The sequence below is a fragment of the Paenibacillus sp. FSL H7-0442 genome (assembly GCF_038593105.1).
Classification (GTDB): Bacteria; Bacillota; Bacilli; order Paenibacillales; family Paenibacillaceae; genus Paenibacillus; species Paenibacillus polymyxa_D.
This window is the reverse complement of sequence record NZ_CP151963.1, coordinates 800,939-827,413: the sequence shown is the minus strand read 5'-3', so window position 1 is coordinate 827,413 and position 26,475 is coordinate 800,939. Positions and strand designations below refer to the sequence as shown.

The window sequence follows — 26,475 nt, the reverse complement described above, 5'->3', positions numbered from 1 at the left end:
CAGCAACCTCATGCGGCATCCGTACTCACGTTGCTCATTATTTCCGACGGCCCTGATTTTTACGCGGACCAGGCTGATTTTTGGAGAACTGTTGGTTCTTCATCATCTGCTGGGCTTTTTGCATTTGTTTCCCATTCAGGTTGTAACCCATCTGTTTAGCCATTTTTTGCAGCGTTTCAGGGTCGTTTTGCATCTTTTCAAGCTGTTTACGAAGATAATAAGCACCGATGAAAAATCCCCCAACCAAACCAGCAATCAGGGTAATAATCGGAATGACAATATTCCACACCACGAAGTCGTCACCTCTGTATATTTATATGAAACATCTTGAATTACACACGAACCTATCATAGCAAAACATGGGACAGCTAGCAAATCACTTTTTGCAAACATATGTCCTTATTGTTTCTCCAAATCCAGCAACTTCGTCTTGACTGGCAAGCCTCCAGCATAACCGACCAAACTTCCGTTAGCACCCGATACTCGGTGACATGGAAACAGAATGGGTAACGGATTTTTGTTATTGGCTCCACCCACAGCACGTACTGCCTTGGCTCGTCCGATCGATTCCGCAATATCTTTGTAGGACACACTTTGTCCGTACGGAATATTTTGCAGTGCACGCCACACCTGCTCTTGAAAAGGAGTCCCTCTCAAATCATAAGCTATACTAAATTCCCGCCGTTCTCCGGCAAAATACTCACGCAGTTGGTCCGCAGCTTCGCGCAGCTTTTCCGGCTCCTGCACATAGACATATTCCCCAATCCATGTTCGGGCCCATTGCTGAAGCAGTGCTTCCTTCGCATGAAAAACGCCATAGTCTATTCGGCACAGCCCCCGATCCGTAGCGCACAGCGTTAACGTGCCCACAGGTGTCTCCATCTCATCATAATAAATGGTGGTTGGACTCTGTGAATCCCCGGCCGTTACTTCTGATTTTGATAATTCAGATGCCTTTAGCTCTTCTGCCTGCTCTTGTTCCTCTAGCTTGGAATGCGCCTGTGCGATCATTTCGCGTACTTGCTCATGTTGTTCCTTCTCTGATGCTTGCTTGATCGCTGTCATAGCGTTTTCCCCTCCTATTCGACTCAAAGCCCACGCCGCCGTGCCTCGCAGCTCGGGACGCGGATCATCCAATAAAACCTCCGTCAATTTGGGCACCGCGCTAACATCCTTGAAATTGCCAAGACCAATGACTGCATTGCGTTGAATCGGCTTCTTCCCCCGCCAGGCCGCCGCACTTTGACCAAATCGGTCTTTAAATTCGCGATTGCTCAAATCCAATAACGGCAGCAGCAACGGCTTCACAATTTCAGGATCGGGTGTAAGCTCGGGATGATGATCCCAGTTAAGGCCTCGATTTTTGGGACATACGATTTGGCACGTATCACATCCATACAGCCGATTCCCTATTTTCAGCATAAACTCCTCGTCCAAAAAGCCCTTGGTTTGCGTCAAAAAGGACACACACCGCTGGGCATTCAGCTGTCCAGGACCTACAAGCGCGCCCGTAGGACAGGCATCCAAACATTTGGTGCACTCTCCGCAACCATCCGTAACCGGTTCATCTGGCTGGAAAGGAATGTTCGTCAACAGCTCCCCCAGATAAATCCATGATCCCAGTGTCGGTGAAATCATCATCGTATTTTTGCCGCTAAAACCAATCCCTGCGCGTTCCGCAACGGCTCGATCCGACAGTTCTCCGGTATCCACCATGTTTTTCATAATGGCATCAGGCACCCGCTCGCTTATAAAAGCCTCAAGCTTTTCCATCGCTTCGCGTAGTACCAGATGATAATCTTTCCCCCAGGCTGAACGCGCCAAAATACCACGGTACTTCCCCTTGTCCGACTTCGGCGGGTCCTTCATTTTGGAAGGATACGCCACTGCAATAGCAATCAGAGATGCAGGCTGTGAGCCATACAGCTCCGGGTAGATCCGCTTATCAATATCTGGCTCCTCAAAGCCGGATTCATAGCCTTTCGCACGATGCTCTTCCAATATAGCTTTCAGAGACAGAAAGGGGTCGGCGGATGCGAACCCGATGGAGTCGATACCCAGCCCTGGAGCCGCCTCAATAATTTCCTGCTTGAGCGAAGCCCAAGTCGAAGCGGTTCCGGCAGCCGCCTGAGTCAATCCGCGTTGCATCCGATACTCACCTCTCTTCCACTTTTTATCATTACAGATATGAGAATTTGCAAAATTCTCATATCTCAAATTTCAACAGAAAATAGCAGCAGATGCTACCGTAAATTTTTAACAGCACTGGTCGCTAGAAAATCACAACGATTATTCAGTTCGTTGTCACTGTGCCCCTTAACCTTCACATATTCAACCTCATGCTTACCCATCAGTTCCCACAGCTCTTCCCATAATTCCTTATTCTCCACTGGCTGATTTTTACTGTTGCGCCAGCCATTACGAAGCCAGTTCTTAATCCAGCCCTGTTTGAAGCAATTGACGACATAGGCAGAGTCACTATGTACTTTCACATGGCAAGGCTCCTTGAGCAGCTTCAGTGCTTCAATCACGGACTTAATCTCCATACGGTTGTTTGTCGTCATTTTCTCGGCACCTGACAGCTCCTTACGATGCTCCCCATACAGCAGAACGATCCCCCAGCCCCCAGGACCCGGATTTCCCGAACAAGCACCGTCGGTATATACCATCACTTCTTTCATCATCCTCTTCCTTTCCTTGATTTCAGACTTTAGTTGCTCTATAGCCACTTCCACTCAGATATCGGCCAAAATATAAATTCTGCACGTCCCAGTAAATCTTGAGATTTAATGCTGCCAAAATAGCGGCTATCCTTGCTTGCTGCAGTATGGCGATTATCTCCCATGACAAAAAAGTGCCCCGGTTCCACCGTAAAAGGACCATAATCACCATCCTCCACGTCAGAGTTGGTGTAAGGTTCATTTAGCAGTTCACCGTTCACATACAAATGATTATGTTCAACTCGGATTACATCTCCGGGAATACCTATGACTCTTTTCACTAAAAATCTTGGGCTCGACAGCTTGGAATCGGGATCTTTTAAAATCACAATGTCCCCCCTGCCCGGATCATGAAAATTATAAACCAGCTTGTTAACGAACAAATGCTGGCTTTCCATTAGCGTCGGCTGCATCGAATGTCCTCTAACCGTGGACAAGTTAAATACAAACAGGTTCAGAAGCAGCAAGACGACCATAGCGATCAGAAGAGTGACTAACCAATCGCGTATGTAACCAGAGCGACCTGCTTGTTTGGACGTTTCCGGCGAGGGAGGCGGGCCTGACGAAGGAGCCAAAGCGTCCATAATTAAACCTCCTCAACCCTGTTATAAATAGAAAAGCATATCCCGTACCCGATTGCAACGGTTACTCAGATATGCTCTAAATGTAAATATTATACTTAATGTTATTCAATTCTCTTTATTTCGATTTCCAATTAATGAGGCGCCAAAATACTCAGCTTCTGAAAAGCCTGTAAAATCTGGCTTGCTCCATAGCCCATCGCTTCGTACAAAGGCATGGCCACACTGTTATGCTTGTCCCCTGCTACCCAAATACGGCTAACCTTACGTTGCTGAAAACGCTGCTCCATGGACTCCACAAGCGATTTGCCGATTCCCATCCGACGACGATCCGGGTGAATAGCGATACGATAGTAACAACCATCATTCTGATCGATCGTGCCGATCAAAGCACCCACGATCTCTCCCTCTTCTTCTGCAACGATAATCAAACCGGAATCCCACGAAAGCTGACGGGCAAATGCTTTCACCGTCTCTTTGTAGCACTCCTCTGACAAGGCAATTTGCATGAGTTCCGTTACTGAGTTCACATCACTTAATTGAAAGGAACGAACGTGCATAAGTAATATCTCCCTTTTCGTAAGCATAATAAAAAAATTGAGACAGCACCGTCATTTTTACATAAATCCTTAAATTTCTTATCATGGTGTTAATCACAAGGCATTATGATAAAAATGCATACGATCTGCTATATATGAAATGAAGAACAGGAAAAGGGTGTATGCCCTCAAGTTCGTCATGTCATAGACATGACAGATTATAGCAGACGACAAAAAAGCCGAAATTTCTGCTTCCTTGACCATTAAACCATACTTTTTGACGGAATACATCCCTTTTTCTCATGTAAGCGCTGTATATAAAGCGTTTACATTTTAATGTTCACAATTTACCTCTTATTACCTATGTATTGTGTATTCTAAGCGGGTTTTTGGACATGCTATCTACCAGGCCGTATTGCCCAGTTTGCTATTTTACAAACAAAAATGTTGATTAAATAGGCTGAATGCGGTTTAATATAACTGTCGAGGGTATTATTACATAGGAACACTTACCCAACCATATAACCAGGAGGGATTTACTATGGCATTTCAATTACCAGAACTTCCTTACGCAAAAGACGCACTGGAACCGCACATTGATGCACAGACAATGGAAATTCACCATGATCGTCACCATAACACATATGTTACAAACTTGAACGCAGCTCTGGAGAGCGCTCCCGAACTGCAAAGCAAAAGCCTGGAGGATCTGATCTCTAATCTGGACAGCGTTCCAGAAAGCATCCGCACTGCGGTTCGCAATAACGGTGGTGGACATCACAACCACAGCCTGTTCTGGGAAGTTATCGGTCCTAACGGTGGCGGACAGCCAACAGGTGCAATTGCTGAAGCAATCAACAATGAACTGGGCGGCTATGACAAATTTAAAGAAGACTTCACTAAAGCAGCTACAACTCGTTTTGGTAGCGGCTGGGCTTGGTTGGTTGTCGGCAAAGACGGCAAACTGGCGATCACTAGCACTCCAAACCAAGATAGCCCGCTGTTTGAAGGTCTGACTCCGGTACTTGGACTGGACGTTTGGGAGCATGCTTACTACCTGAAATATCAAAACAAACGCCCAGACTACATTTCAGCTTTCTACAATGTAATCAACTGGGATGAAGTCAACAAACGTTACGCGGCTGCAAAGAAATAAGCAAGTAGCAACATTCTTATCCTATAATAAGGGCTGTCTCAAAAGTAGATTTTCTACGAATGAGACAGCCCTTTTGGCATTCCATGGTAAACTGGTGGAGATGATTCTCAAATATGGCTCTGGAGGTTGATGGATGCAGACTTTTTTTCGTTACAACTGGATGATTCGGGAACAATGGTACCGCTGGTGTGAAGAGGTGTCGCAGGAGGAATTACTGAAACAACGCGTCGGCGGAGTCGGCGGCATTCTAAAGACACTCTTTCATATCGTTGATGTGGAGTGGAGCTGGATTCAAACGATTCAGGGCAAACCCGACTTTCAGGAGGACTTCTCTCTGTATGATACGCTCGACAAGGTCCGTGAGCTGGATGCGAAGTTTCGACTCAATGTCGAGCCGTTCGTGCTCGCCTGGCATGATGGTCTGGAACGGAAAAGGTTTGAAGATCACCTCCCGGACGGCAGAATTGTAATGGATGCCTGGGGCGAGGTGATGCGCCATGTCATTGCCCACCAAATCCACCATATTGGGCAGTTGTCCATATGGTCTCGGGAGCTCGGCAAGCCTCCGGTTTCGGCCAATGTAATCGGCAAAGGGCTGATTGAAAGCGATGGTGGCATCGATTAGCTTTAACGAATGTACATGCATACCTATGTAAAGTTAGGGCCATCCTCGGTCGTTTATAACGACGGAGGACGGCCCTTTTAATTTTTCATCTATGCTCTCTTGTCCATTCCACAAATATTCTCTCCTTTAACCGTTTTCATAAAAGCTTAATTTTTTCAACCTGCTAATGTTCTTTTGGTTCAGGCTCGTGACCTCTTGCTCTTGATAGCACCGTAAGCCAATGTAAATAATGCTCCACATAACAGGGCAATAAGATGAGCGATAAGATAATTGATATGACCGTGATTATCCGACGCTGCAATTGCAAAGCCCGGAAGAGCCGTGGTTCCGAATCCTATGGCTGTCAGTTTACTTAAATATACATATGCTCCCGCAACCATTCCTCCGAGGCATCCAGCAACTAAGGGGAACTTATACTTTAAAGTGACCCCAAAGATCGCGGGTTCCGAGATTCCAAAAAGTACAGACCCGAATGCAGAGTAACCCATTTCTTTAACTTTAGTGTCTTTGCGATTCAAAAGAATATACCCCAAAACGGCGCCCCCTTGAGCCATCAAAGCTACTGATGCCAATGGGTTGATAAAATTTCTGCCTGTATCGGTTAACAGCTGCGCTTCTACCGCACCCATAACATGATGTAAACCTGTAATAACAATGATCTGCTGAATGCCTGCAAAAAACATAAAACCGAATATTCCAAGATTTTGCGTCATCCAAAGCAGCGAAACGGTGACTAGACTGGCCAACTCTCGCCCAAGAGGGCCGATAATCGTAAACAATAGCAGGGAAGAAACAAAGACCGTCAGCAACGGAGCCAAAAATAATTTAATCATGTCTGGAACCTTTTTGTTAAAAAACTGATCCAACTTGGCTACCACGTATCCCATCATTAGAGCAATAATAATACCACCCTGAAATCCAACCAACTGTACGGGAAGGCCGAAAAGACTGATCGATTCCGGATTTTGACTCCCTTTAGCTACCTCAAAGGCATCCGCCAGGGCCGGATGCAGCATAATCGCACCCAGCACAAGCCCCAGAATAGGACGACCGCCATATCTCTTGGTTGCAGAATAAACAACAAGCAGCGGCAGGATGGTGAAAATACCCGTGGAAACGATTTGAACAAAGCGATTAATCCCTTGAAAAATTGGATACATCTCCACAATCGATTTAGGACCAAATAACCCCTTCTGACCTAACAGCCCGGTTATCCCCATTAACAATGCGGCGGCGAGAATTCCCGGCATGATCTCAATGAAAACATCTGACAGCGATTTAATGGCTTTTTGAAAAGGATTTTGCTTTTGTGCGGACTTCGTTTTGACATCACTTAATGACATATCTTCTGTTCCGGTCAGTTTGGAGAACACGGCATATATATTATTGACCAACCCTGCTCCAAAAATGATCTGCAGTTGATCCCCCGCTATGAAAACACCTTTAACCAGATCAATATCTTCAATCTTCTTTAATTCCGCTTTTTCATTGTCCTCAAGTACAATTCTTAATCTTGTGGCACAATGGGCCACACCGATAATGTTCTCTTCACCACCGATATATTTTAAAATTTCTTGAGAAATGTGCTTATACCGCTTTTCTTTTGCTTCCATCTAGTAAACCCTCCTCTAGCTGAATCAGATCTCTTCTTTAACAAATCTCCAGAACATGCCTAAAAAGTCCTGCTTCACCCTGGCAAGCGTTATGCCAACATGCATTAATTCATCACCGCCGAACAGCTCACCGGTTTCTACATTTCTATAAACGTAGTCTGGATTCAAACCTTTGAATTTTAACGTTTTAATCGCGGCAGCGGGTTGGGATAAAACCTTGAAATAGCTGGCCGCCATTTCCGTTTGATCCTCTGACACAAAGCTCCATGCGGCTTCATTTTCATCAAACGGATTAATCATTCTGTAAAAATTTCCAAACTGAATGAGCGATCTCATTTCTTTATATATAGCTATCTGTTTTTTCACCACTTCTTTTTCTTCAACGGTTAATGTCGTCAAATCCAGCTCATATCCTAAATTCCCGGCCATGGCGACATAACCTCTTGTCTCCAAGGGAGTTATTCTACCCACTTGATGGTTGGGTACTGTGGAAACGTGTGCCCCCATGGTAATTGGCGGGTAGACAAGACTTGTTCCCCATTGAATTTTCAGTCGGCAAATGGCATCCGTATTATCGCTCGTCCAGGTCTGAGGCATGTAATAGAGCATGCCGGCATCAAAACGGCCTCCTCCACTAGAACAGCTCTCGAATAAGACATTGGGGAACTTTGATGTAAGCTCTTCCATAATATTATAGAGTCCCAGGATATAACGATGCGCAGTCTCCCTTTGTCTCTCAGGTGGCAAGGCTGCCGAACCCACATCCGTCATGTGACGATTCATGTCCCATTTTACATAAGTAATTGGAACATCCGATAAAATATCGGAAACCGATTTAATAACGTATTCACACACTTCCTTCCTCGATAAATCCAACATAAGCTGATTTCTTCCCAACGTATACGGACGATCAGGGACATGGATACACCAATCGGGATGCTTTCTGTATAAGTCGCTGTCTATGGATACCATTTCAGGTTCAAACCACAAACCAAACTCCATACCCAGATTTCGAATGCGGTTTGCAAGATCCGGCAATCCATCTGGAAGTTTGCGACGATCCACCACCCAATCGCCTAATGAAGTATTGTCATCATCTCGTTTTCCAAACCACCCATCATCCAATACAAACAGCTCCACTCCCACACTTTGAGCTTCCTTCGCCAACTGCTCAATCTTGTTGGCATCAAAGTTAAAGTAGGTAGCTTCCCAGTTATTAATCAGGATCGGCCGCTCCTTGTCACGAAAAGGCCCACGGCATAATCTGTTCCTGTATAAATCATGATAAATTCTCGACATACCGCCCAAGCCATTTTCGGTGTATACCATGACCACTTCTGGCGTTTGGAACGATTCCTCTGGTTCAAGCAGCCATGTAAAATCAAAAGGATTAATCCCCATCGTGATTCTTGTGTTCCGATAGGAATCTACCTGAGTCTGGGCCGTAAAGTTCCCGCTATACACCAGATTAAAGGCGTACACTTCACCCTGTTCTTCATCTGTCCCTTTTCTTACAAGTGCCATAAAGGGTGCCTGTTGAGGGCTGCTAGCTCCACGGCAGCTGTCTACCATTTGAATTCCGGGTACAATTTTTCGCCTTGCTATATTTTTCTCATTATTATGCGCACCGTACAAGGTAATGAGCTCGTATTCATCATCACGGAAATCCACACTAGCACTTAACGCTCTAAGCAGTTTTAGCTGTTGCCGACCTTCATTCTCGAAACGGACTGAACGGGTAATGACATCCCGCTTTTGATATAGGCTATAGGATAGTACAACCTTTACATCAATTAATGGGTCTTCAAGGACGATTTCCAGTGTTGCTACTTCGCCATCATCCTCTGCATACGTAGAAGGAAGCCCTTTCAATTTTGGTTTGCCTTGGAAAACCCGATGTTCTTTATACCGGAAATCGGTCACGGTAGAACCATTCTCCAATTGAATCTGATACGCAGGAATCCTGAAATCGCTATTCCCAAATGACGGATATTCTTGCGGGATGGTATCCAGTGAAAAGGCTCGATCCTCGCCATCGGGATTGGGCGAAAATCCTCTATCCATAAAGATGATTCTATTGCTCCCCCGATAGTTCTGAATTTTCTTTCCCCAATACAAATGGGATAAATAACCACCTCGTATAACCTGCATGACATAACTTGTATTGCTACCTTGTAAATGGAATAGAAGCTTCTCTTTATCGATGTATATAGCCATAGCAACCCCCTTATAGCGCTAATAGTACGATTTCCCAAAATTATAAATTATGTTGTTTGCTTATCGTTTACATTCTAATAATAATTGAATAGTTTTAATAATTATATGGAATAATGTAGACTCTATATGAAACAGTGTGATAATATGCAGAGATGAATTAAGGGGTGAAACCAAATGAGTTCGCATTTTTCCAATCATTCCTATAACAATCTGGATCTCAATCTATACACATGTGGCAAAGAGAGCTGTACCAGCAAACACTCTTATGGTCCAGCCATTCGAAGCGGGTATATGGTGCATTTTATTTTAAAAGGAAAAGGGATCTTTAAAGTCAACGATAAAATCTATCATTTGGAGAAAAACGATGCTTTCTTTATTGAACCGAAGGTTTTAATTTACTACGAAGCGGATGAGCTCGACCCATGGGAATATGCCTGGATTGGTTTTAATGGGGTGCAAGCAAAAGAATATCTAAGCCGGACCTGTATCCATAGGGACAATCCCATTTTCCGGTTTGAAACGGAGGGCAGCCTTGCCCGCTGTATGGAGAGCATCGTGGTTTCTTCTACGCTGAAAACCAACAAGGACCTGTTGCTTGCATCCAAGCTGTATGAATTTCTGTATCTGATGTTTGAACTTTACCCTAATCAGGAAGTCAACCCTGAGGTAAGACAGCAGCGGTATATTAAAGAAGCGCTTCTCTTCATTCAACAAAACTATTCACACTTCATTACCGTAAGTGATATTGCCAAGTACATTTCAATTGACCGTTCGTATTTACATCGTTTATTTAAACAGCAACTAAATAAGTCACCGCAGGAATTTTTATTACATTTGAGGATGGAAAAATCGTGCTCCCTATTAAGAAATACTTCCCTTAAAATCGGAGATATTGCTCGGTCTGTAGGGTATAAAGATGTACTCCTATTCTCCAAAATGTTCAAAACGGTCAACAAGGTAACTCCATCCGAATACCGAAAAAATCACCAAAAATAACACCTTCGCTCGCAAGTAAGTTAGGCATATTCCTCCCAGAAAACAGAAAAATAGCGGCAGCATGGATCAACCTCATGTCCATACTGCCGCTATTGTCAAAAGAAAATAAAGTTCTAGACTGAAAAATAAAGTATTAGACTGACGTTGCTTCATTAAGCTAACGAGCAGGTTAACCTAACAAGTAGACTGCCAATTACATTTGAAAATACCCAAACGTACCGCCGGTTTGACATTCAGAACTGGCCTTTTGAATTTGGTGGAGTTAAAGGGAGTTCTAGTTGTGTCTCATCTATTATTTTGAACAAGCATTGTATTGAAGAGCCAGCGAAAATTCCATCTGAAATACTGAGCTAGATGCCAATCTTCATAACCATTTAGTACACCTTCATTTAACCAGTAAGACTCTGGTTTTCCGCTCGTCGCAGCTTCAGACACATAAGCGATCGTTTTTTCTAAAAAGCGAATGACATCTAGAATTTTATCTGGAGTGGACACATCTCCATGCCCGGGAATAACAGTATCTACCTTCAGATCTCTTTGAATGCGTTTTAGGATGCGTATCCAAGCGTATGGATTACCGTATGGCATGACCGGAATCGTCTTGTTGGTTATTAAATCACCAGCAATTAAGGTTCGTTCTTCAGGCACGTAAACAACGGCATCGCTTAAAGAATGGCCGCCTCCGTAGGATAAAACTTCGACAGTGCGTTTTGCTCCTTTTATAACTAGTTTATCGTCAAAAGTTATCGTGGGTATCACTCTACGAAGGGAAGGGATAGCATTATATAGAGCTCTCTGCACAGAAAGATCATAACCGATTTCGGTTAACATGTGCGGATTTTTTTCTTGTGAATGTACTTGATGCAGGCTATTTATTAACTTCTGAATGTTTTGTTGCATTAGATCAATATTCACTTTACCCATTTCAGATAGCAAATCTCTTGTCCAAACGGTAGATATAAAATCACTTTCCATGAATTCCTGATTGCCGTTGACATGATCTCCATGGAAATGAGTATTGATCACATATTTAATTGGTTTATTCGTTAATTGCTCTGCGGATTGACGTAACAAAGCACCAGAATGCGGTAGGTTGGTTGTGTCCACAACAACGGTCAAATCCCCAAGGTCAATAATTGCCGCATTCCCCAGAGAACCACTACCAGGTACCGAAATAGCACCCCAGATACCTTCCGCTGCTTGTTGAATCGTGAAATATTTGTTGTTCATTGTTTATACCTCCATCAAAATAAGTTTGACACCATTTCCTTTTATCTTTAGGTTGTTTTTTGTTTTCATGTATATCAATAGCAACTTTAGCTTACAAGTTAGAGTCAACTAGAAATCAAGCACAAACTTTGAAATGAAGTTAGAGGTGCAAATATCGACTTCAAATTGACTTAAAGATGTATAATAGTTTTAAATTTTGGTTTAGAAAAAAGGAGTGACATATAAAACAATGCTTACTATAAGCCAAGTATCAGAAAGAACGGGGTTAACTCCTTATACGATTCGCTATTATGAAAAAATTGGAGTGCTACAGGAACCAAATCGAAGAAATGGAAGGACACGTATTTATACCGAAAGTGAGGTTTCATATATACAATGTTTAATTAGATTGAAAAAATTGGGATTGTCGCTTGAGGAGATCACGGAATTTACTCGTGACGGATGTGTACTGGATAAAATTCAACAAGGGGAAGAACTTGCTAATTTTACTCCTGCCTTACACATACGGATAGAAATTCTTGAGAAGCATCTGATGGAACTGGAATCCAAGCGACAGGAACTTGAGCGCATGATTTCCCTTGCCAACGAGAAGATAGCCCTGTACCAAAAACTTATGAAAGACGATATAGTAATGTAGGAAACTTGGTTCATCACCAGCATATACGATGGCAACAGAATTGATTGAACTAACGGGAAACGATAGCTCAATGAATTGGCTTTTACCACGCCTTATTTAATGCCAAAGAGAGCCTATCCCTTTATTAATTGGAAATGATTTAACCTCCAAATCAAAGTGAGGGGCTTATTTTCTTTCTCCTAAGCACTACACTACATTAGACTGACGCTATTTCATTAAGCTAACGAGCAGATTAGTTTAAAGTCAATCGATATGAACCTTATCACAGGTAAGGTTATTTTTTTGTGCGCATTCATCAATAAAGAACAAAGCTCGCTGTCACTTCAGCGAGCTTTGTTCTTTATATGTCAAAACCAAGTCATAGTAAACCCTATTCGAGGTCTCAAGTTATCGAAAGAAATAGCGCACTTAGGCGCGTTCTCATCCGCAGGTTAAACAATATTCTCGCTGTTTAAACAGATTTAATATACACATCTGCAAAAACTTTTGCAAAGTCTTCGACCTTGACTTTACCGAGGTGGTAGTCGGTGGCACGGAGGCTGACGTAGAACTCGTCGGCGTTCTCGCAGGCGCGGTTCATTTGGGCAAAGGCATTGGCAGTGTTTTCGTGGAAGCCGATTTTTTTCATATTCTCAGCAAGAGCTTCAACGGTGATTTGTTGGTATTTGGCCTCGATACCATTCTCAGCAAGGGCATTGAGCCAGTCGTTACCTGTGGCCCAGTCACTAACAATGAACTTCGCACTTTTACCCGATGGGGTGTGAGAAATCAGGGCGTAAGCGACGTCCGCGATATCAACGGGGCTGACCCAGCCTTGTGGGATGTCAACTGAAATTGGGCTGAAGATGGTCTGCTGGGTTTTTAGGCTTTGCATGTCGGCAAAAAGATTGCTGTAAAAGCCGACAGGGCGGATGTGGACAACGTTCACGTCTTCAAGCGAGTTTAGCGCTTCTTCTGCAAAATGATAGCTGTAGAGAATGCCGGCGTTTGGGTTGTCGGCGCCGACTGAGCTGAGGTTGACGACGTTTTTTACGCCTGATTTTAGCACAGCGGCCTTATAATTTTCAGAAAGATCAATGGCGGTCTGCCACATGTCGGTGCCAGAGGCATAATTGATACCTGATATCATGAGGTAGACGACGTCGCTACCTGCAAAAGCCTGCGCGAGGAATTCGACGTCGAGGTTTGAGCCGACCGCTGGTTTGGCACCGAGCGCTTTGATGTCGGCGATACGATCTTTGGAGCTTGTGATGACGGTAACATCGTGGCCGTCTGCGATTAGGGATGGGAGGTAGTTGCGGTTAATATTGCCGAGTGAGCCGAGAACTGTGATTTTCATTGTGTAATCTCCTTTTTTAATGTGATTTCGAGAAATGGATATCGCTTATTGGGACCGTTATCCCTTCCTTGATTGGATATTCATTACAAGAGAGATTATACATCGGATAAATAAACTAAGTAAACTAATTTAATAAAATTAGTTAATTTAATAATCTTTTTAAACATTGTTTATTGATACCTCTATTTTGATATAATATGATTTGACGAGCGGTAGAGGAGGCTTCAATCGTGAGAAAACCCATGAGCGCAGATCAATATCTTAATAAAATCAAACCTGTAATTAGAAGAACCAGATTCAGCCAACTGAAAATTGACGATATCGCAAAACATATGGATATTAGTAAAGTGACGCTTTACAAGCATTTTTCATCCAAAGATGAAATCATCGAACAGGTTGTAGAGTATGGAATTCAGTACTTGCAGCAGGCTGACACCGTTGTATATGATGATTCCGTTTCATATATTGATCGCTTTCAAAAAACGTTTCTGGAATCGTTAATAGGTGTTATTTATTTATCCGATTTGTTCCTGCAAGACCTTAAGGAATTTTATCCACGACTTTTTGAAAATATTTCCGTTGCTCAACAAAATAGAATTAAAAATTTACAATCTTTTTTTCAATCCGGTATGGATAAAAAGATTTTTAACAGAATGCACGTTGCGCTGTCCTTAGTTCAAGACGATGCTACGCTTCGGCGCATTATGGAACCGACCTTTAGTATTCAATGGTATGATCTCACCTTGAAACAAGCCGTTATGGAATTTTATAAGATGAAACAGTATCAAGTGATTAGTCCTGAGTATCTGGATACTGTTGACGATTCCGTTATCGAAAAAGAAATCATTCGTATTTTACAAACCATTTCGTGAACGCGTTCGTTTCTCCCGACTTGCTCTTATTGATGCTGTCGTCCGTTATCTGAGTAATCGTTGTAAAGTTTGTAGCTTATAACGCTAAGAAGGCCCTCCGTGTAGATGACCATTAAACTTGCCGTTACAAACAGCACGGTGAACCGTATCACAGTAAGTCATTATGCTAACGGAAAACGATAGCTCATAAAAGACAAGAAGGCAGCCGATCATAGTGATCGGCTGCCTTTGTTTAACTAACGGGCAGGATAGTTTAAAGCTTTCGATAAATCGTATGGCCTTACGAAAGACAATAAAAGCGCAGCTCATGATTGGAAAAGACCGTTTAAAAGAGCACCACCAATTCCACTGGCAATTATGATTAGCATTAGCGCTGCGCCACTAGGCGTACTCGTCCCATTGGGCACTGCGGAACTCATGCTGGTTGCTATACAAGAAGCGCGTGCCAATTGCGACGAGCCGTTCGCTCTATATCATTCAGCGGTTACTTTGTATATTTGGTGCAGCAGGTCGTATCCCATGCCGTCAGCCAATATGTGCACCCTGGGAACACATAATCGTCCTTTAAGTATGGCCAGATGAGATTCCCAGCAAACGCAAAGCGAGTTTCAAGCTGTGGCGTTCTTCGTGTATTCGGTCAAATAATACACGGGAAATGGGAAAGTCATTTTTTCAACTATAAACAGTTGCCTGAAAGGGCAGAGAGGATTTCCTGTGTTGTCCGGGTACGCCCGATGCGTGGAAAAATGAAATTTTTTACGTAATCATGCCCGGTTTCGGAAAATCCAGTCATAGCATCAATCGCCAAAATCAGCTGATACCCATGCATAAACGCTTCCCGCGCAGTCGTATCAACGCCCAACTCAGTAGCGATGCCGCATAAGACGATGGTATCAATTCCTCGGCGGCGCAACTGAAGGTCGAGCTCCGTTCCGTAAAAAGCCCCCCATTGCTTCTTCGTGATGATATGGTCTGTCTCGGTGACCCGCATTTCCGGGACGATTTGATCCCATCCTTCAGGCAGATTCAGGGGTGGTCCAGGCGAATCCAACTTAGGACGCGGGATATCCTTCAAATCTTTACTAGATACCCGGACCAGTGCAACCATTGAGCTTTGCTCACGGAAAGTATCTGCCAAGGCTGCGGCGTTAGACACTACCTGCTCAGCAGAATAAGGGGCGTATTGATTTCCTATCCACTTTTGCAAGTCAATAACAACCAACGCTGTTTTTTGTGGATCCCATAATCGTTCCATTCTGTATGTTCTCCTCATCTCTTCGATTTGACCGTATGTCTAATTACGCGAACATATAGTCATTTGACTTCATGTTCCGTATTTTGTACTATCATTCATGAATAGTCAAGGGGGAGATTTTTCTTATGAGTGTGACAAGGGAAGAGGTTTTAAAATCGGCGATGAAGCTTTTTAAGGAACATGGGTTTCTTTCGACGACGATACAGGATATTGCCGAGGATTGCGGTATTGCCAAAGGATCAGTCTATAAATATTTCCCTTCCAAGGAAGACCTCTTCAGCGAGGTGTTTGATCAATGCCATAACGCCTATTTTGATCAAGTCGATGAACTGAAACGCTTTCCCGAACTCTCGCCAGAAGAGCAGTTTCTGCAGCAGATCATTCTGCGATTCCGTTATTTTATGGAATACAAGCATATTCTGATCGAATTCACGGAGCTCCCCATCCAACAGGATCCCAAGTTCCAGCCGCTTAGACACAAGGTTAGAGGGCGGCTCATCCGATGGCATAAAGAGTGCTTGATACAGGTTTATGGCGAAGAAATTTATCCGTTCCTGTGGGATTTGGTTTCCATCTATCGTGCGATTCTGAAGGAGTACTTATTTTGGATCGTTTATGAAGAAAAGTCTCTATCGCTTGAGGAAACGGCAAGGTTCATTTTGGATAAGCTCAATGTGCTCGTTAAGCATATGATGGCCTCTAACCTGAAGCCTCTGCTGAAACAGGCTTCGTTCGAGAGGTATTTAAGCTGGGGGCTCGAGGACCGCCAAGGGGAGAGAGAGCAGTTCCTTACCGAGCTGTTCCGGGAGATGGATTCGGCCCTTAATGTTCTTCCATCCGGCGCAAAACATCGTTCGGAGTTGAAAGAGGTTTACCATTTTATCCAGAACGAAACTCGTAAAGCGGAACCGAACTTCCCGTTGCTGCAAGCTTCGCTCTACTTTTTGGAGAGAGAGAAAGAGCTTAAAAGTCAGGTCATCCAGTTAAGGAATATTATTTATTCAGGTAGGGGGAGATAGCTTGTTATGTGAAATCAAATCTAACCCCATTGGGGACAAGAGCGAAGACTCTAGGGGTGGAGAGAACAATACGCGAGAAAGGTACGTCTAATGTTGTTACGGTTAGCGAGCATTCCGCTAACGGGAAACGTTAGTTCAAGGGAAACAGCGACAGTCTAGGACTTTATTTTCTCGTCCTTAGTTGTCGCCGTTTCCATTTTATAGGATAAATTAAACACTTTGTCTTTTACTGACAGTTATTTCATTAACATCAGTTCTCTTTTTGCTTCGCATAATACTCGGTGATCAGATCGAGGAACACCTTGGGAAACGCCAAGGTGGCCATATCCGCTTCGCTGATCCAGCGGTACCCCGCTGGCAGCGCATTATGCGCGTGCTCCGCCTGCTCAGCCAGCGCAATTAACGCACCTGGCTTCGCTCCGGTGCTGTAGCTGGCCCGCTGCTCGGCAGCCAGCGGGGGGCCTCCCGCCTCCCCGGCAGGGGCGGCGACCTCCTCACACTGGAACACACGCAGGTTCCAGTGAATGTGGCTGAACGTGTGCTCCGCCTCACGTACAAACCGCACCGGGCGCGCAAGCACGCCCTCTGCCAGCAAATGAGCCGCCAGATGGTCCATGGCTGGCTCATCTGGCACCGGACCGTTGTACCCCTCCGGTCCGGCAAGCTCATGCGGCAGCTCCCACATGCGGGCCAACAGGCCCTTGGCCGGGCGCTGCCGTACGAGCAGACGGCCGGTGTTCGCTCCGCTGCCCTCGATGAGAGCGACGGAGCGCGGCTCCAGCCGCGGCGGCTTTGCCTTGGTCTTGACTGGCAGTGTCTCCTCGCGACCTGCCAGCCTGCCCGAGCAATGCTCCATGACCGGGCAGGTCAGACAATGAGGCGACTTCGGCGTACAGACCAGTGCGCCCAGCTCCATTAGAGCCTGATTAAAATCAGAAGCTCTTCCTTCGGGAATCAGCTCCCGTACCAGACTTTCCATATGCGCCCGCGTGCTGCCCTTCATAATATCCTCTTCAATGAGAAAATAACGCGACAGCACACGCATCACATTCCCGTCCACAGCAGGCTCTGGTCGATTGAAGGCGATACTCATAATCGCCCCCGTCGTATACGGGCCTACTCCTTTCAGTGCAGCAACAGCTTGTGTATCATCTGGCACCTGCCCTCCGTGAAGCTCAACTACTTGTTTTGCCGCAGTTTGTAAATTCCGAGCCCGTGAATAATAGCCCAGTCCTTCCCATAGCTTAAGCACATCCTCCTCGGGTGCTTCCGCCAGCGCTTCAATCGTAGGAAAGCGTGCAATAAAGCGATTAAAATACGGAATGACCGTATCGACACGCGTCTGCTGAAGCATAATTTCCGAGATCCAGATATAAAAAGGATTCCGATGACGTCGCCACGGCAAATCGCGTTTGTTACGCGTATACCAATTCAACAGTTCAAAGCTGAAATAACGCTTTTGTTCCAATGTATTTGTAGTCATCACATCACGTCTCCTTATATTCGACAATCACAAAAGCAGAGGCAATGTTAGGCTGATGTGTAATACTCAAGTGAATGCTGTAATTTGAGTCACCTGTATTCGGCAATCTCAGTCGATCCCACGCGGATGAAGACAAATAAACTACTGGCTTCCCCCCAGGTTCCGGTAAAATATCCATATCGCCAAACCCGATGATTTGCCCAATTCCGCAACCGAAGGCTTTGGTTATCGCTTCCTTGGCAGCAAAGCGCCCTGCTACGAACTCCGTTAGTCTACCCTTGCGTTCCACAGCAAGCTCGCGTTCTGCCGGGGTCAGCACTCGATTCAAAAACGCATCTGCATATTTACCTGCCAAAATATGAGCCATACGGCTTATTTCCAGCACATCATGTCCAATTCCGTAGATCATTTGGGTATTCTCCGTCCTTTATACTTTACTGGATCTATTGTAACAGTGCGTCCACACCCTGGCGAGTCACAAAGGCGTAAAAACAGCACCAAAATATGTTAAAATAAGAAAGGCTATAGATGAATGTTTGAAATTCAGCTGATATGCCCATTTTAAAAAAATCCCCGTAGAAAGGAAGGATAGGATGTCAGAAACCATTATTGTTGAAGCAGGTACCGAAGCAGGAACAGATGCGGTGATCCGGGCTTCCTGGTTTCCCTCTAAAAATACAGCCAAAAGCCTGCTCATCATCGCTCATGGCTACAAAGGATTTAAGGATTGGGGCATGTTCCCCTATATAGCAGAAGCATTGAGTATGGATAACCATGTTGTGACCTTCAACTTTTCACATAATGGCATAGGTGAGGATCTGGAGAATTTTACCGAGCTGGAAAAGTTCGCACGCAACACCTATAGCCGCGAACAAGAGGATTTGGAACTATTGCTATCCAATCTGAGAGCCCGTCATGAGTTCAGAGAATTGCCGTTGTTTCTGTTAGGTCATAGCCGAGGCGCGGGAAGCTGCTTTGTATATGCTCTAGATCATCCCGGCGAGATTGCTGGCGTCATTTCATGGAATGGCGTGACAGATCTTGATCTGTTTACTTTACCGCAAAAAGAAGAAATGCGCGCCAAGGGACGCAGCTATGTGGAGAACGCCAGAACCGGGCAACAGCTCCCGCTGGATGCTATCATTCTGGAAGACCTGGAACAAAATCGCCAGCGTTTTGCCATTGTAGACAGACTTGCCAACAGCCAGCTCCCAGCTGTACTGATCCAGGGAACCGAAGATTCCAAACGTCTACGAGAAGGCTCTGCCCTGCTCACATCCGTTCGTCCCGACATCGAATGGGTACAAATTCAAGGCGGCAATCATACCTTTAATACCGTTCATCCATTCCAGGGAGGCAGTCTTCCACTGGATCAGGCGATTACCGAAACCCGCCGCTTCATTGAGTGGATCGCCAATTAATTATTACCCCTTCAATACAAACGGCGATCCGCCGGGCGGATCGCCGCATTTATTTACTTCAGAATTTTGCAAAATCCTCGCTTGAGCATTTTAAAATTACATAATGATTAATGCTTAGACTCCCGGGATGCTTGTCCGCTTATGCGCAGTACGTGTAAAGAAGCTTTCCAGCTTTTCGCGTGCCGCCGGGTCAATTTCCTTGCCTTCCAGATAGTCACTGTTTGCTTCGTAGGAGATCCCCAGTTCTTTTTCATCCGTCTGGCCTTCCCACAATCCAGCTGTAGGCGCTTTGTCCAAAATGGCCTGCGGAACTCCGAGATAGCTGGCGAGCAAGCGCACCTGACGTTTGTTCAGCGTGCTAAGTGGCGTAATATCGACCGCACCATCGCCCCATTTGGTATAAAAGCCTGTGATGGCTTCGGAAGCGTGATCTGTGCCAACGACGAGCAAATTCAGCTCATTCGCAAGTGCGTACTGAACCACCATCCGTGTTCTTGCCTTTACATTCCCTCTCACTTGCGGAGTAATCGAACGCTCAAGACCAATATCCTTTAACGTATGCTCCACTTCCACGGCAACCTTGTCCACGGCTTCCTTAATGTTCGTTTCCCCGGCATATTTCAGGTCGAACGCTTTGGCAACCGCGTAGCTATGCTCGATATCTTCCTGTTGGCCGTATGGCTGGAATACACCCAACGTTTTGTATTCGTCTCCTTGTTCCTGCGTCAATTCATCTGTAGCGCGCTTGCACAAAGCAGCTGCTACGGCACTGTCAATCCCGCCACTGATGGCGATCAACAGCCCTTTGCTTCCCGTTTTCGTTACATACGACTTGAGGAAATCCACACGCTTACGGACCTCTGCCTCTACGTTAATCGTAGGCTGTACTCCCAATTCAGCAATAATCTGTTCCTGCAAACTCATCAGATAAGCACCTCTTTTTTAGGAATTTCCTTCACAAGCCAACATGCAAAAGCCCCGGCAAGTTTCGCAGGCGAAAAATGCGGGGCATAGCTTGAGCAGTCTTACCGGCAAAAACGATCAAATGCACTGGTCAAATCAGCAGCAATCTGATCTGCCGAACGATCCTCCACCTGATGACGCTCGATGAAGTGAACCAGCTCGCCGTCTTTCAACAGCGCGATAGAAGGGGAAGACGGTGGGTAAGGTGCGAAAAATTCGCGAGCCTTTGCCGTTGCTTCCTTGTCCTGTCCGGCAAAAACCGAATACAGATGATCTGGCGTAATATCATGCTTCAGTGCTTCACCCACACCCGGGCGGCATTGGCCTGCGGCACAACCACATACCGAGTTCACAACCACCAGCACTGTTCCTTTACTATTAGGCAGCTTGGCCTCCACATCTTCAGAGGTACGCAGTTCCTGAATCCCAAGATTCGTCAGTTCATCGCGCATCGGCTGAACTGAATCTCTCATATATTGATCGAAAGACATAGACATATTCTTTCACTCCTTTTCCGAAAATCATGTATAGTACGTTTCTAATTTCATCCTTTGCCGTAGTAAAGGCATGGACATCTAAATTTCATTATACAATCTTTTTCACGTAATTTGCAAAAATCCGGCTATATTTTTGAACGATTATTTCTGTATCGGACTCATGACAGGAGGCTCAGAATGATCCCGGTAAGTCGGGACGGTTCTGCGCAATCGAACTTTAAACTGCGTGCCCATTCCCTCCACCGAATCTACGGCAATCGTACCGTGATGACGCTCCACTATACTTTGACATAAGGCCAGACCCAGACCTGTACCTTTCGTTTTGGTGGTGTAAAAAGGTTGGAACAGCTTTTCAAGCTGTTTTTGCGAAATTCCAGGCCCTGTATCCTTTACTTCCAGTTCCACGAAATCCCCTTCCTCATGAGTAGAAATGGTCAGCACTCCCTTTTCCCCCATGGCTTCCATCGCATTACGCGATAAATTAAGCAGCAATTGCTTTATTTCCTTAGGGTTCAAATGCAGCATCGTCACATGATCCTCCAGCTTTAGATCAATCGTCTGCCCCCTCAGATTCGCATCTGCCCACAATAAAGGCGTCAGTTCGCGAATAATATCATGCAGATGACATTGCTCCTTCTCGACAATTCGATTCTGGGCCAGTGAAAGAAAATCGTTAATAATCCCGTTCGCCCGGTCAAGTTCCTCCATCACAATGCGGTAATAATGGTTGAGGGATTCTGGGCTTTTCTCACGCATAAGCTGTAAAAAACCACGCACAACCGCCATCGGATTACGTATTTCATGAGTAATGCCCGCTGCCATCTGTCCAACCAGGCTGAGCCTCTCGAAATTGCCCAGCTCACTGCGCAGCGTCTCAAGCTCTGTAATATCTTGCAGGGCGATAATGACGCCTGTCGTTTGGTTTACATGTTTATCCCGAATAGGAAGGAAACTGGAGAAGAATACTTTGGGAGTAACATTTATAAAATCAGCACCCGCCTCTCCTTCCAATGCTTTCGCAACTCGTTCGTTAACCACAGGTAAAGTGTCAAAACCATATAACGTGCTCAATGGACGACCCACTATCTCAGGCAGTGTAATGTAGGGATCGTAGTTTCGATAGAGTTCCAGCATCGTTTTGTTCATATGTATAACTCGTTCTTCGCTGTCCAGAGTAACAAGAGATAACGGCATCAAATCCATAACTTGACGCAGCTTATCCACTTCAATTAAGTATTTGCTCGTAAACTCAGTCACATCACGCCGAAGCGTCAGTTTCTCAAAGGCATTATGCATTAGACTCACGACCGTAAAACTTGCCAGCACCCCTGCACCCATATTCCAAAACGTTGTAAGTAAGTCAGGAATGTATACAGAAACATCCTGTTTGCCCCACAGTAGCGGAAATATCGCCTTAAACAGCATATCAGCCACAACATATGCAGAGATCAGGAGCTTTTTGTCCAGCAATGTTCCTCTTTGAAAAAACTTGACATGCAGGAGCATAAAAGGAAAAAGGATAAAACCAGTGCCCACATACATTGGGGACATTTCTGTCGACTGGGCTATAATCAGGACACCCATCAGTGCGGAAGCAGCGAGCACAAAGGCAGTGCGACGTCTACCGTACATGATGCCAACAGCAAGGGGAATAATACCGAGATTAGAAGGTAGACCATACGGAGACTGATATTGAAAGAGTGTACATAGCAATATGGCTGGTAAGCAACACAAATACAGTATTCCTTGAGTGGGTCCAGGAAGCAGATTGCCGCCCCAAACCTTTTTCTTATCCCCATAATCCGTTAATATAGAGAAAAAACCCGCCGATATAACGGCAAGGAGAACTTGGAGCACACTTTCCTTCAACGCAATTAACAAGGACTTCTCCCCCTCATCATCTTTCCTTGACGCCGTTAGTTGAATTAAAGCACAGGCTACAATATATTACAATATATGTGTTAAAATTCCGGTATAGAACGACAAAATCTGCTAAATACCAGATGTATATAAGAAGATCGTTTTTACGCGTTTTAAAATCCTGTAAATTGAAAAATATACACGTTTACCGTGCCCTTAGGTTATCTAAAATGACGGTATTGCGATATGATGAAAAATTGGTTACGCCGTTCTGAATTTTTTGAAAATTTGTCGACGAAAAGGAAGAGGTTTATGACTTACGACGTTATTGTGATCGGAGGCGGCTCAGCCGGATTAATGGCTGCTGCCGCTGCCAGCAGTGAGGGCGCCAAGGTGCTTTTACTTGAAAAAGGAAATAAACTCGGGCGAAAGCTGGGGATCTCTGGTGGAGGCCGTTGCAATGTCACGAATGCCAAAGAGCTGGACGAACTCATTCGGCACATCCCCGGCAATGGCCGTTTTCTGCACAGTGCACTGGCGACTTTTGGCAATCGGGATATCATCGCCTTTTTTGAACAGCTGGGTATAGCCTTAAAGGAAGAAGACAATGGGCGTATGTTTCCAGTGACGGACAAAGCCAAAACAGTAGTCGATGCTTTGATTAACAAGGTACGCTCTCAAGGAGTCGAAATTCGGACAAGTCGTCCTGTTCAAGAGGTTATTTACAAAGAAGGTCATACAGCTGGGGTACGGCTGCGTTCCGGTGAAATCCTACATAGCCGTAATGTCATTGTAGCCGTCGGTGGCAAGTCCGTCCCGCATACCGGCTCGGAAGGTGACGGCTATGCATGGGCAGAACAAGCGGGGCATACCATTACGGAGCTGTATCCAACAGAGGTGCCATTGACCTCAGGCGAAACGTTCATCCAGACGAAAGAGCTTCAGGGACTATCCTTACGCGACATCAGTCTGACCGTATGGAATGCGAAGCAAAAGAAAGTTGTCGTCCATGAAGGAGATATGATTTTTACACATTTCGGTCTATCTGGCCCAACTGCTTTGCGGTGCAGTCAATTTGTCGTCAAGGGAATGAAAAAAGATAAGGTAAACACGGTGTTATTGACTCTCGATTTGCAGCCTCATAAACATGCCGATGAAGTCTACCGTGAGACGCTGGAGTTGGCATCGGTCGATGCTAAAAAAGCGATCAAAAACGTGCTTAAGCCTTATTTACCGGAACGCTTGATTCCATTGTTGCTCCAGCAAGCCGAACTGCGTGAGGACTTGACCTATGATCATATTCCCAAGCAGCAATGGCAAGAACTTGCTCATCGCATTAAGGCGTTTCCAATCCGTGTGAACGGTACGCTCTCTCTGAAGGAAGCATTTGTTACCGGGGGCGGTGTGAATTTGAAGGAAATTAATCCGAAAACGATGGAGTCCAAGCTGATGCCTGGATTGTTCTTCTGCGGTGAGATTCTCGATATTCACGGTTACACAGGTGGTTATAATATTACAGCGGCGTTTACGACAGGGCATACAGCAGGGACACAAGCGGCCGTAAGCGATTAAGACGCTGCGCTGCATACCACCACTGCATCCTCATTTTTTGGGGGAGATAGGAAAAGGAAATGAAAAAGACTTAAATCAGTTGTATTTCTGATTTAAGTCTTTTTTTGTAAATGGCGTAAAGAACAATATCCATCTTGTTTTGACATTTGCCGCTATCTTAAACCTCAATAATGATAGGTAAAATCATGGGTCTTCTCTTCGTCTGATTGTAAATGAACCGACCAACATCATCTTTTAACATCTGCTTAATCAGTCCCCACTGACTCATTTCGATTTCTGTTAGCTCGTTCACTGTGGACATAATCGTGTCGTGGATCTGACTCATGAGCTCTTCGGAATCCTTAACATATACAAAGCCTCTTGAAATGACCTCTGGCGCTGCGAGCATTTGCTTCTCATTTTTACTCAACGTCATCACAATAATCAGCATTCCGTCTGAAGAAAGTTTTTTACGGTCACGCAGGACAATATTACCTACGTCACCGGTTACCAACCCGTCTACCAAGCTATTGCCGGCTGGTACTTTAGGGCCCAGGGATGCCCTTCCCTCTTCAATTTGAATCGTGTCACCGTTATGGACGATAAATACATTCTCCATCGGAATCCCCACAGACTCCGCTAGTTGACGATGCTGATACAGCATTCTGAATTCACCATGTATAGGAATCAAATACTGTGGTTTCATCAAAGTCATCATTAATTTCAGTTCTTCCTGGCTACCATGACCGGATACGTGCATTCCTGTAGAGCTGCCTGATCCATAAATAACCTGGGCACCCAGCACATACAGGTTGTCAATGACCTGGGATAGGTTTCGCTCATTCCCCGGTATGGCTCCCGCAGCAATGATGACCGTATCACCAGGCAAAATTTCGATTTTGGGATGCAGGGAATTGGCTAAACGTGACAATGCGGCCATCGGCTCTCCCTGGCTTCCGGTACATAAAACTGCAATTTCTTCTGCGGGAAACCGCTCTGTTTCTCCCGCCTCAATCAGCAAATCCTCAGGCATATGCAAGAAGCCCAGCTCCTTGGCCACTGACACCACATTTATCATACTGCGTCCGAGTAAAACCAGTTTCCTGCCTGTTTCCACAGCCGCGTCAATGACTTGCTGGACACGGTTAACATTAGAAGCGAACGTGGAGATAAACACCTGCTGTTTGGCTCTGGCAAATGCATCTAGAATATGCCCGCCAACCAAACGTTCTGAAGGGGTAAATCCTGGCCTTTCCGCATTTGTACTTTCGGAGAGCAGCACTTTCACCCCCTTCTTTCCTATTTCAGCCATTCGATGAAGATCGGGAAAAGGTCCGCTTACGGGAGACATATCGAATTTGAAATCGCCGGTATGGACCACATTTCCTTCCGGTGTCTGAAAAAAGACACCCAGGCAATCCGGGATACTGTGAACCGTGGTGAAAAAGGATGCCTGAATCGTTCCCGCTTGAACGGTTGAATCCGCATCTATAAGATGAAGCTCGGCATCACGCAAAAGGTTATGTTCCCTTAACTTAATCTTAATTAATTCGATGGTGAGCTTTGTCCCATAAACGGGCATGTTAATCTGCTTGAGCAGATAGGGAATACCTCCGATGTGATCCTCATGCCCATGAGTCACAATGAGCGCTCTGACTTTATCCTGATTTTCCAGCAGATAGGTGACATCGGGCACAATAAGGTCAATACCAGGCAAGTTCTCATCAGGAAACTTCGAACCACAATCAATTACGACGATATCCTGATCGTATTGGATGAAATACATGTTTTTCCCGATTTCATTCACACCGCCTAGAGCAGCAATGAGTAATCTATTATCATCAAACATCAAGTTTATTTCCTCCTTAGAAAAATGCTATCCATATTATTCATTTTCCACG

The 26,475-nt window shown here is 45.0% G+C and carries 25 protein-coding genes; 9 read left to right on the top strand and 16 right to left on the bottom strand.

The window, feature by feature from the left end:
- Positions 1–37: 37 nt before the first annotated feature.
- The 5 genes from MHH57_RS03665 to MHH57_RS03645 form a co-directional block, all read right to left on the bottom strand.
- Positions 38–292 (bottom strand): YneF family protein, encoded by a 255-nt coding sequence (locus tag MHH57_RS03665; RefSeq protein WP_013308742.1) that lies wholly within the window; start codon positions 290–292, stop codon positions 38–40.
- A 107-nt stretch (positions 293–399) separates the two neighbouring features.
- Complete coding sequence (gene queG / locus MHH57_RS03660) at positions 400–2,148, bottom strand: tRNA epoxyqueuosine(34) reductase QueG (RefSeq protein ID WP_069011278.1); 1,749 nt, start codon at positions 2,146–2,148, stop codon at positions 400–402.
- A gap of 95 nt (positions 2,149–2,243) precedes the next feature.
- A complete protein-coding gene (gene rnhA, locus MHH57_RS03655; RefSeq protein WP_023986996.1) occupies positions 2,244–2,681 on the bottom strand; it encodes a ribonuclease HI in 438 nt (145 codons plus the stop codon).
- A 38-nt stretch (positions 2,682–2,719) separates the two neighbouring features.
- Complete coding sequence (lepB, locus tag MHH57_RS03650) at positions 2,720–3,304, bottom strand: signal peptidase I (RefSeq protein WP_029515784.1); 585 nt, start codon at positions 3,302–3,304, stop codon at positions 2,720–2,722.
- Positions 3,305–3,435: 131 nt separating this feature from the next.
- Positions 3,436–3,861, bottom strand: a complete 426-nt coding sequence (locus MHH57_RS03645) for a GNAT family N-acetyltransferase (RefSeq protein ID WP_029515785.1) — start codon at positions 3,859–3,861, stop codon at positions 3,436–3,438.
- Positions 3,862–4,381: 520 nt separating this feature from the next.
- On the opposite strand from MHH57_RS03645, the gene MHH57_RS03640 reads away from it, so the two are divergent.
- The gene (locus MHH57_RS03640; RefSeq protein WP_029515786.1) at positions 4,382–4,996 is read left to right on the top strand and encodes a superoxide dismutase; all 615 of its coding nucleotides are present in this window, start codon (positions 4,382–4,384) and stop codon (positions 4,994–4,996) included.
- Positions 4,997–5,129: 133 nt separating this feature from the next.
- Positions 5,130–5,621, top strand: coding sequence for a DinB family protein (locus tag MHH57_RS03635; RefSeq protein ID WP_029515787.1), 492 nt, complete (start codon positions 5,130–5,132; stop codon positions 5,619–5,621).
- Positions 5,622–5,800: 179 nt separating this feature from the next.
- Here the strand turns inward: MHH57_RS03635 and MHH57_RS03630 are convergent, their stop codons facing one another.
- Positions 5,801–7,234: a PTS transporter subunit EIIC gene (locus tag MHH57_RS03630; RefSeq protein WP_342434837.1), complete on the bottom strand. Its 1,434-nt coding sequence runs from the start codon at positions 7,232–7,234 to the stop codon at positions 5,801–5,803.
- A gap of 24 nt (positions 7,235–7,258) precedes the next feature.
- Entirely contained in the window at positions 7,259–9,451 is a 2,193-nt protein-coding gene (locus tag MHH57_RS03625) for an alpha-galactosidase (RefSeq protein WP_342434836.1), read from the bottom strand.
- Between the two features lie 174 nt (positions 9,452–9,625).
- Between MHH57_RS03625 and MHH57_RS03620 the strand changes: the two genes are divergently transcribed.
- Positions 9,626–10,447, top strand: a complete 822-nt coding sequence (locus tag MHH57_RS03620; RefSeq protein WP_342434835.1) for an AraC family transcriptional regulator — start codon at positions 9,626–9,628, stop codon at positions 10,445–10,447.
- A 285-nt stretch (positions 10,448–10,732) separates the two neighbouring features.
- Here the strand turns inward: MHH57_RS03620 and MHH57_RS03615 are convergent, their stop codons facing one another.
- Positions 10,733–11,677, bottom strand: coding sequence for an MBL fold metallo-hydrolase (locus tag MHH57_RS03615; RefSeq protein ID WP_318627575.1), 945 nt, complete (start codon positions 11,675–11,677; stop codon positions 10,733–10,735).
- Between the two features lie 229 nt (positions 11,678–11,906).
- Between MHH57_RS03615 and MHH57_RS03610 the strand changes: the two genes are divergently transcribed.
- On the top strand, positions 11,907–12,314 hold the full coding sequence (locus MHH57_RS03610) for a MerR family transcriptional regulator (protein WP_318627576.1): 408 nt from the start codon (positions 11,907–11,909) through the stop codon (positions 12,312–12,314).
- A 451-nt stretch (positions 12,315–12,765) separates the two neighbouring features.
- On the opposite strand, the gene MHH57_RS03605 is transcribed toward MHH57_RS03610, so the two are convergent.
- Complete coding sequence (locus MHH57_RS03605) at positions 12,766–13,653, bottom strand: NAD(P)H-binding protein (RefSeq protein WP_069011272.1); 888 nt, start codon at positions 13,651–13,653, stop codon at positions 12,766–12,768.
- A gap of 230 nt (positions 13,654–13,883) precedes the next feature.
- Between MHH57_RS03605 and MHH57_RS03600 the strand changes: the two genes are divergently transcribed.
- Both MHH57_RS03600 and MHH57_RS03595 read left to right on the top strand, forming a co-directional pair.
- On the top strand, positions 13,884–14,525 hold the full coding sequence (locus tag MHH57_RS03600) for a TetR/AcrR family transcriptional regulator (protein ID WP_029515793.1): 642 nt from the start codon (positions 13,884–13,886) through the stop codon (positions 14,523–14,525).
- Positions 14,526–14,882: 357 nt separating this feature from the next.
- Positions 14,883–15,107 (top strand): hypothetical protein, encoded by a 225-nt coding sequence (locus MHH57_RS03595; protein ID WP_141695485.1) that lies wholly within the window; start codon positions 14,883–14,885, stop codon positions 15,105–15,107.
- Positions 15,108–15,201: 94 nt separating this feature from the next.
- On the opposite strand, the gene MHH57_RS03590 is transcribed toward MHH57_RS03595, so the two are convergent.
- Positions 15,202–15,780 (bottom strand): hydrolase, encoded by a 579-nt coding sequence (locus tag MHH57_RS03590; RefSeq protein ID WP_029515795.1) that lies wholly within the window; start codon positions 15,778–15,780, stop codon positions 15,202–15,204.
- 125 nt (positions 15,781–15,905) lie between these two features.
- Here MHH57_RS03590 and MHH57_RS03585 point away from each other — a divergent pair, with 125 nt between their 5' ends.
- Positions 15,906–16,799 carry a TetR/AcrR family transcriptional regulator gene (locus MHH57_RS03585; RefSeq protein WP_165148399.1) on the top strand — a complete coding sequence of 298 codons (894 nt, stop codon included), beginning with the start codon at positions 15,906–15,908 and terminating at the stop codon, positions 16,797–16,799.
- Between the two features lie 250 nt (positions 16,800–17,049).
- Here the strand turns inward: MHH57_RS03585 and mutY are convergent, their stop codons facing one another.
- Complete coding sequence (mutY, locus tag MHH57_RS03580) at positions 17,050–18,282, bottom strand: A/G-specific adenine glycosylase (RefSeq protein ID WP_069012132.1); 1,233 nt, start codon at positions 18,280–18,282, stop codon at positions 17,050–17,052.
- Positions 18,283–18,286: 4 nt separating this feature from the next.
- On the bottom strand, positions 18,287–18,691 hold the full coding sequence (gene acpS, locus MHH57_RS03575; protein ID WP_029515799.1) for a holo-ACP synthase: 405 nt from the start codon (positions 18,689–18,691) through the stop codon (positions 18,287–18,289).
- A 184-nt stretch (positions 18,692–18,875) separates the two neighbouring features.
- On the opposite strand from acpS, the gene MHH57_RS03570 reads away from it, so the two are divergent.
- Positions 18,876–19,703: an alpha/beta hydrolase gene (locus MHH57_RS03570; protein ID WP_029515800.1), complete on the top strand. Its 828-nt coding sequence runs from the start codon at positions 18,876–18,878 to the stop codon at positions 19,701–19,703.
- A 114-nt stretch (positions 19,704–19,817) separates the two neighbouring features.
- Here the strand turns inward: MHH57_RS03570 and nadE are convergent, their stop codons facing one another.
- The 3 genes from nadE to MHH57_RS03555 form a co-directional block, all read right to left on the bottom strand.
- Positions 19,818–20,627: an ammonia-dependent NAD(+) synthetase gene (gene nadE / locus MHH57_RS03565; protein WP_025722646.1), complete on the bottom strand. Its 810-nt coding sequence runs from the start codon at positions 20,625–20,627 to the stop codon at positions 19,818–19,820.
- 101 nt (positions 20,628–20,728) lie between these two features.
- A complete protein-coding gene (locus tag MHH57_RS03560) occupies positions 20,729–21,163 on the bottom strand; it encodes a BrxA/BrxB family bacilliredoxin (protein WP_029515801.1) in 435 nt (144 codons plus the stop codon).
- Between the two features lie 141 nt (positions 21,164–21,304).
- Positions 21,305–23,044 carry an ATP-binding protein gene (locus MHH57_RS03555; protein ID WP_039270619.1) on the bottom strand — a complete coding sequence of 580 codons (1,740 nt, stop codon included), beginning with the start codon at positions 23,042–23,044 and terminating at the stop codon, positions 21,305–21,307.
- A gap of 291 nt (positions 23,045–23,335) precedes the next feature.
- Between MHH57_RS03555 and MHH57_RS03550 the strand changes: the two genes are divergently transcribed.
- The gene (locus MHH57_RS03550) at positions 23,336–24,595 is read left to right on the top strand and encodes an NAD(P)/FAD-dependent oxidoreductase (RefSeq protein WP_176715743.1); all 1,260 of its coding nucleotides are present in this window, start codon (positions 23,336–23,338) and stop codon (positions 24,593–24,595) included.
- Positions 24,596–24,752: 157 nt separating this feature from the next.
- Here MHH57_RS03550 and MHH57_RS03545 read toward each other — a convergent pair whose 3' ends face one another.
- Entirely contained in the window at positions 24,753–26,423 is a 1,671-nt protein-coding gene (locus MHH57_RS03545; RefSeq protein ID WP_069012134.1) for a ribonuclease J, read from the bottom strand.
- Between the last annotated feature and the right edge of the window lie 52 nt (positions 26,424–26,475).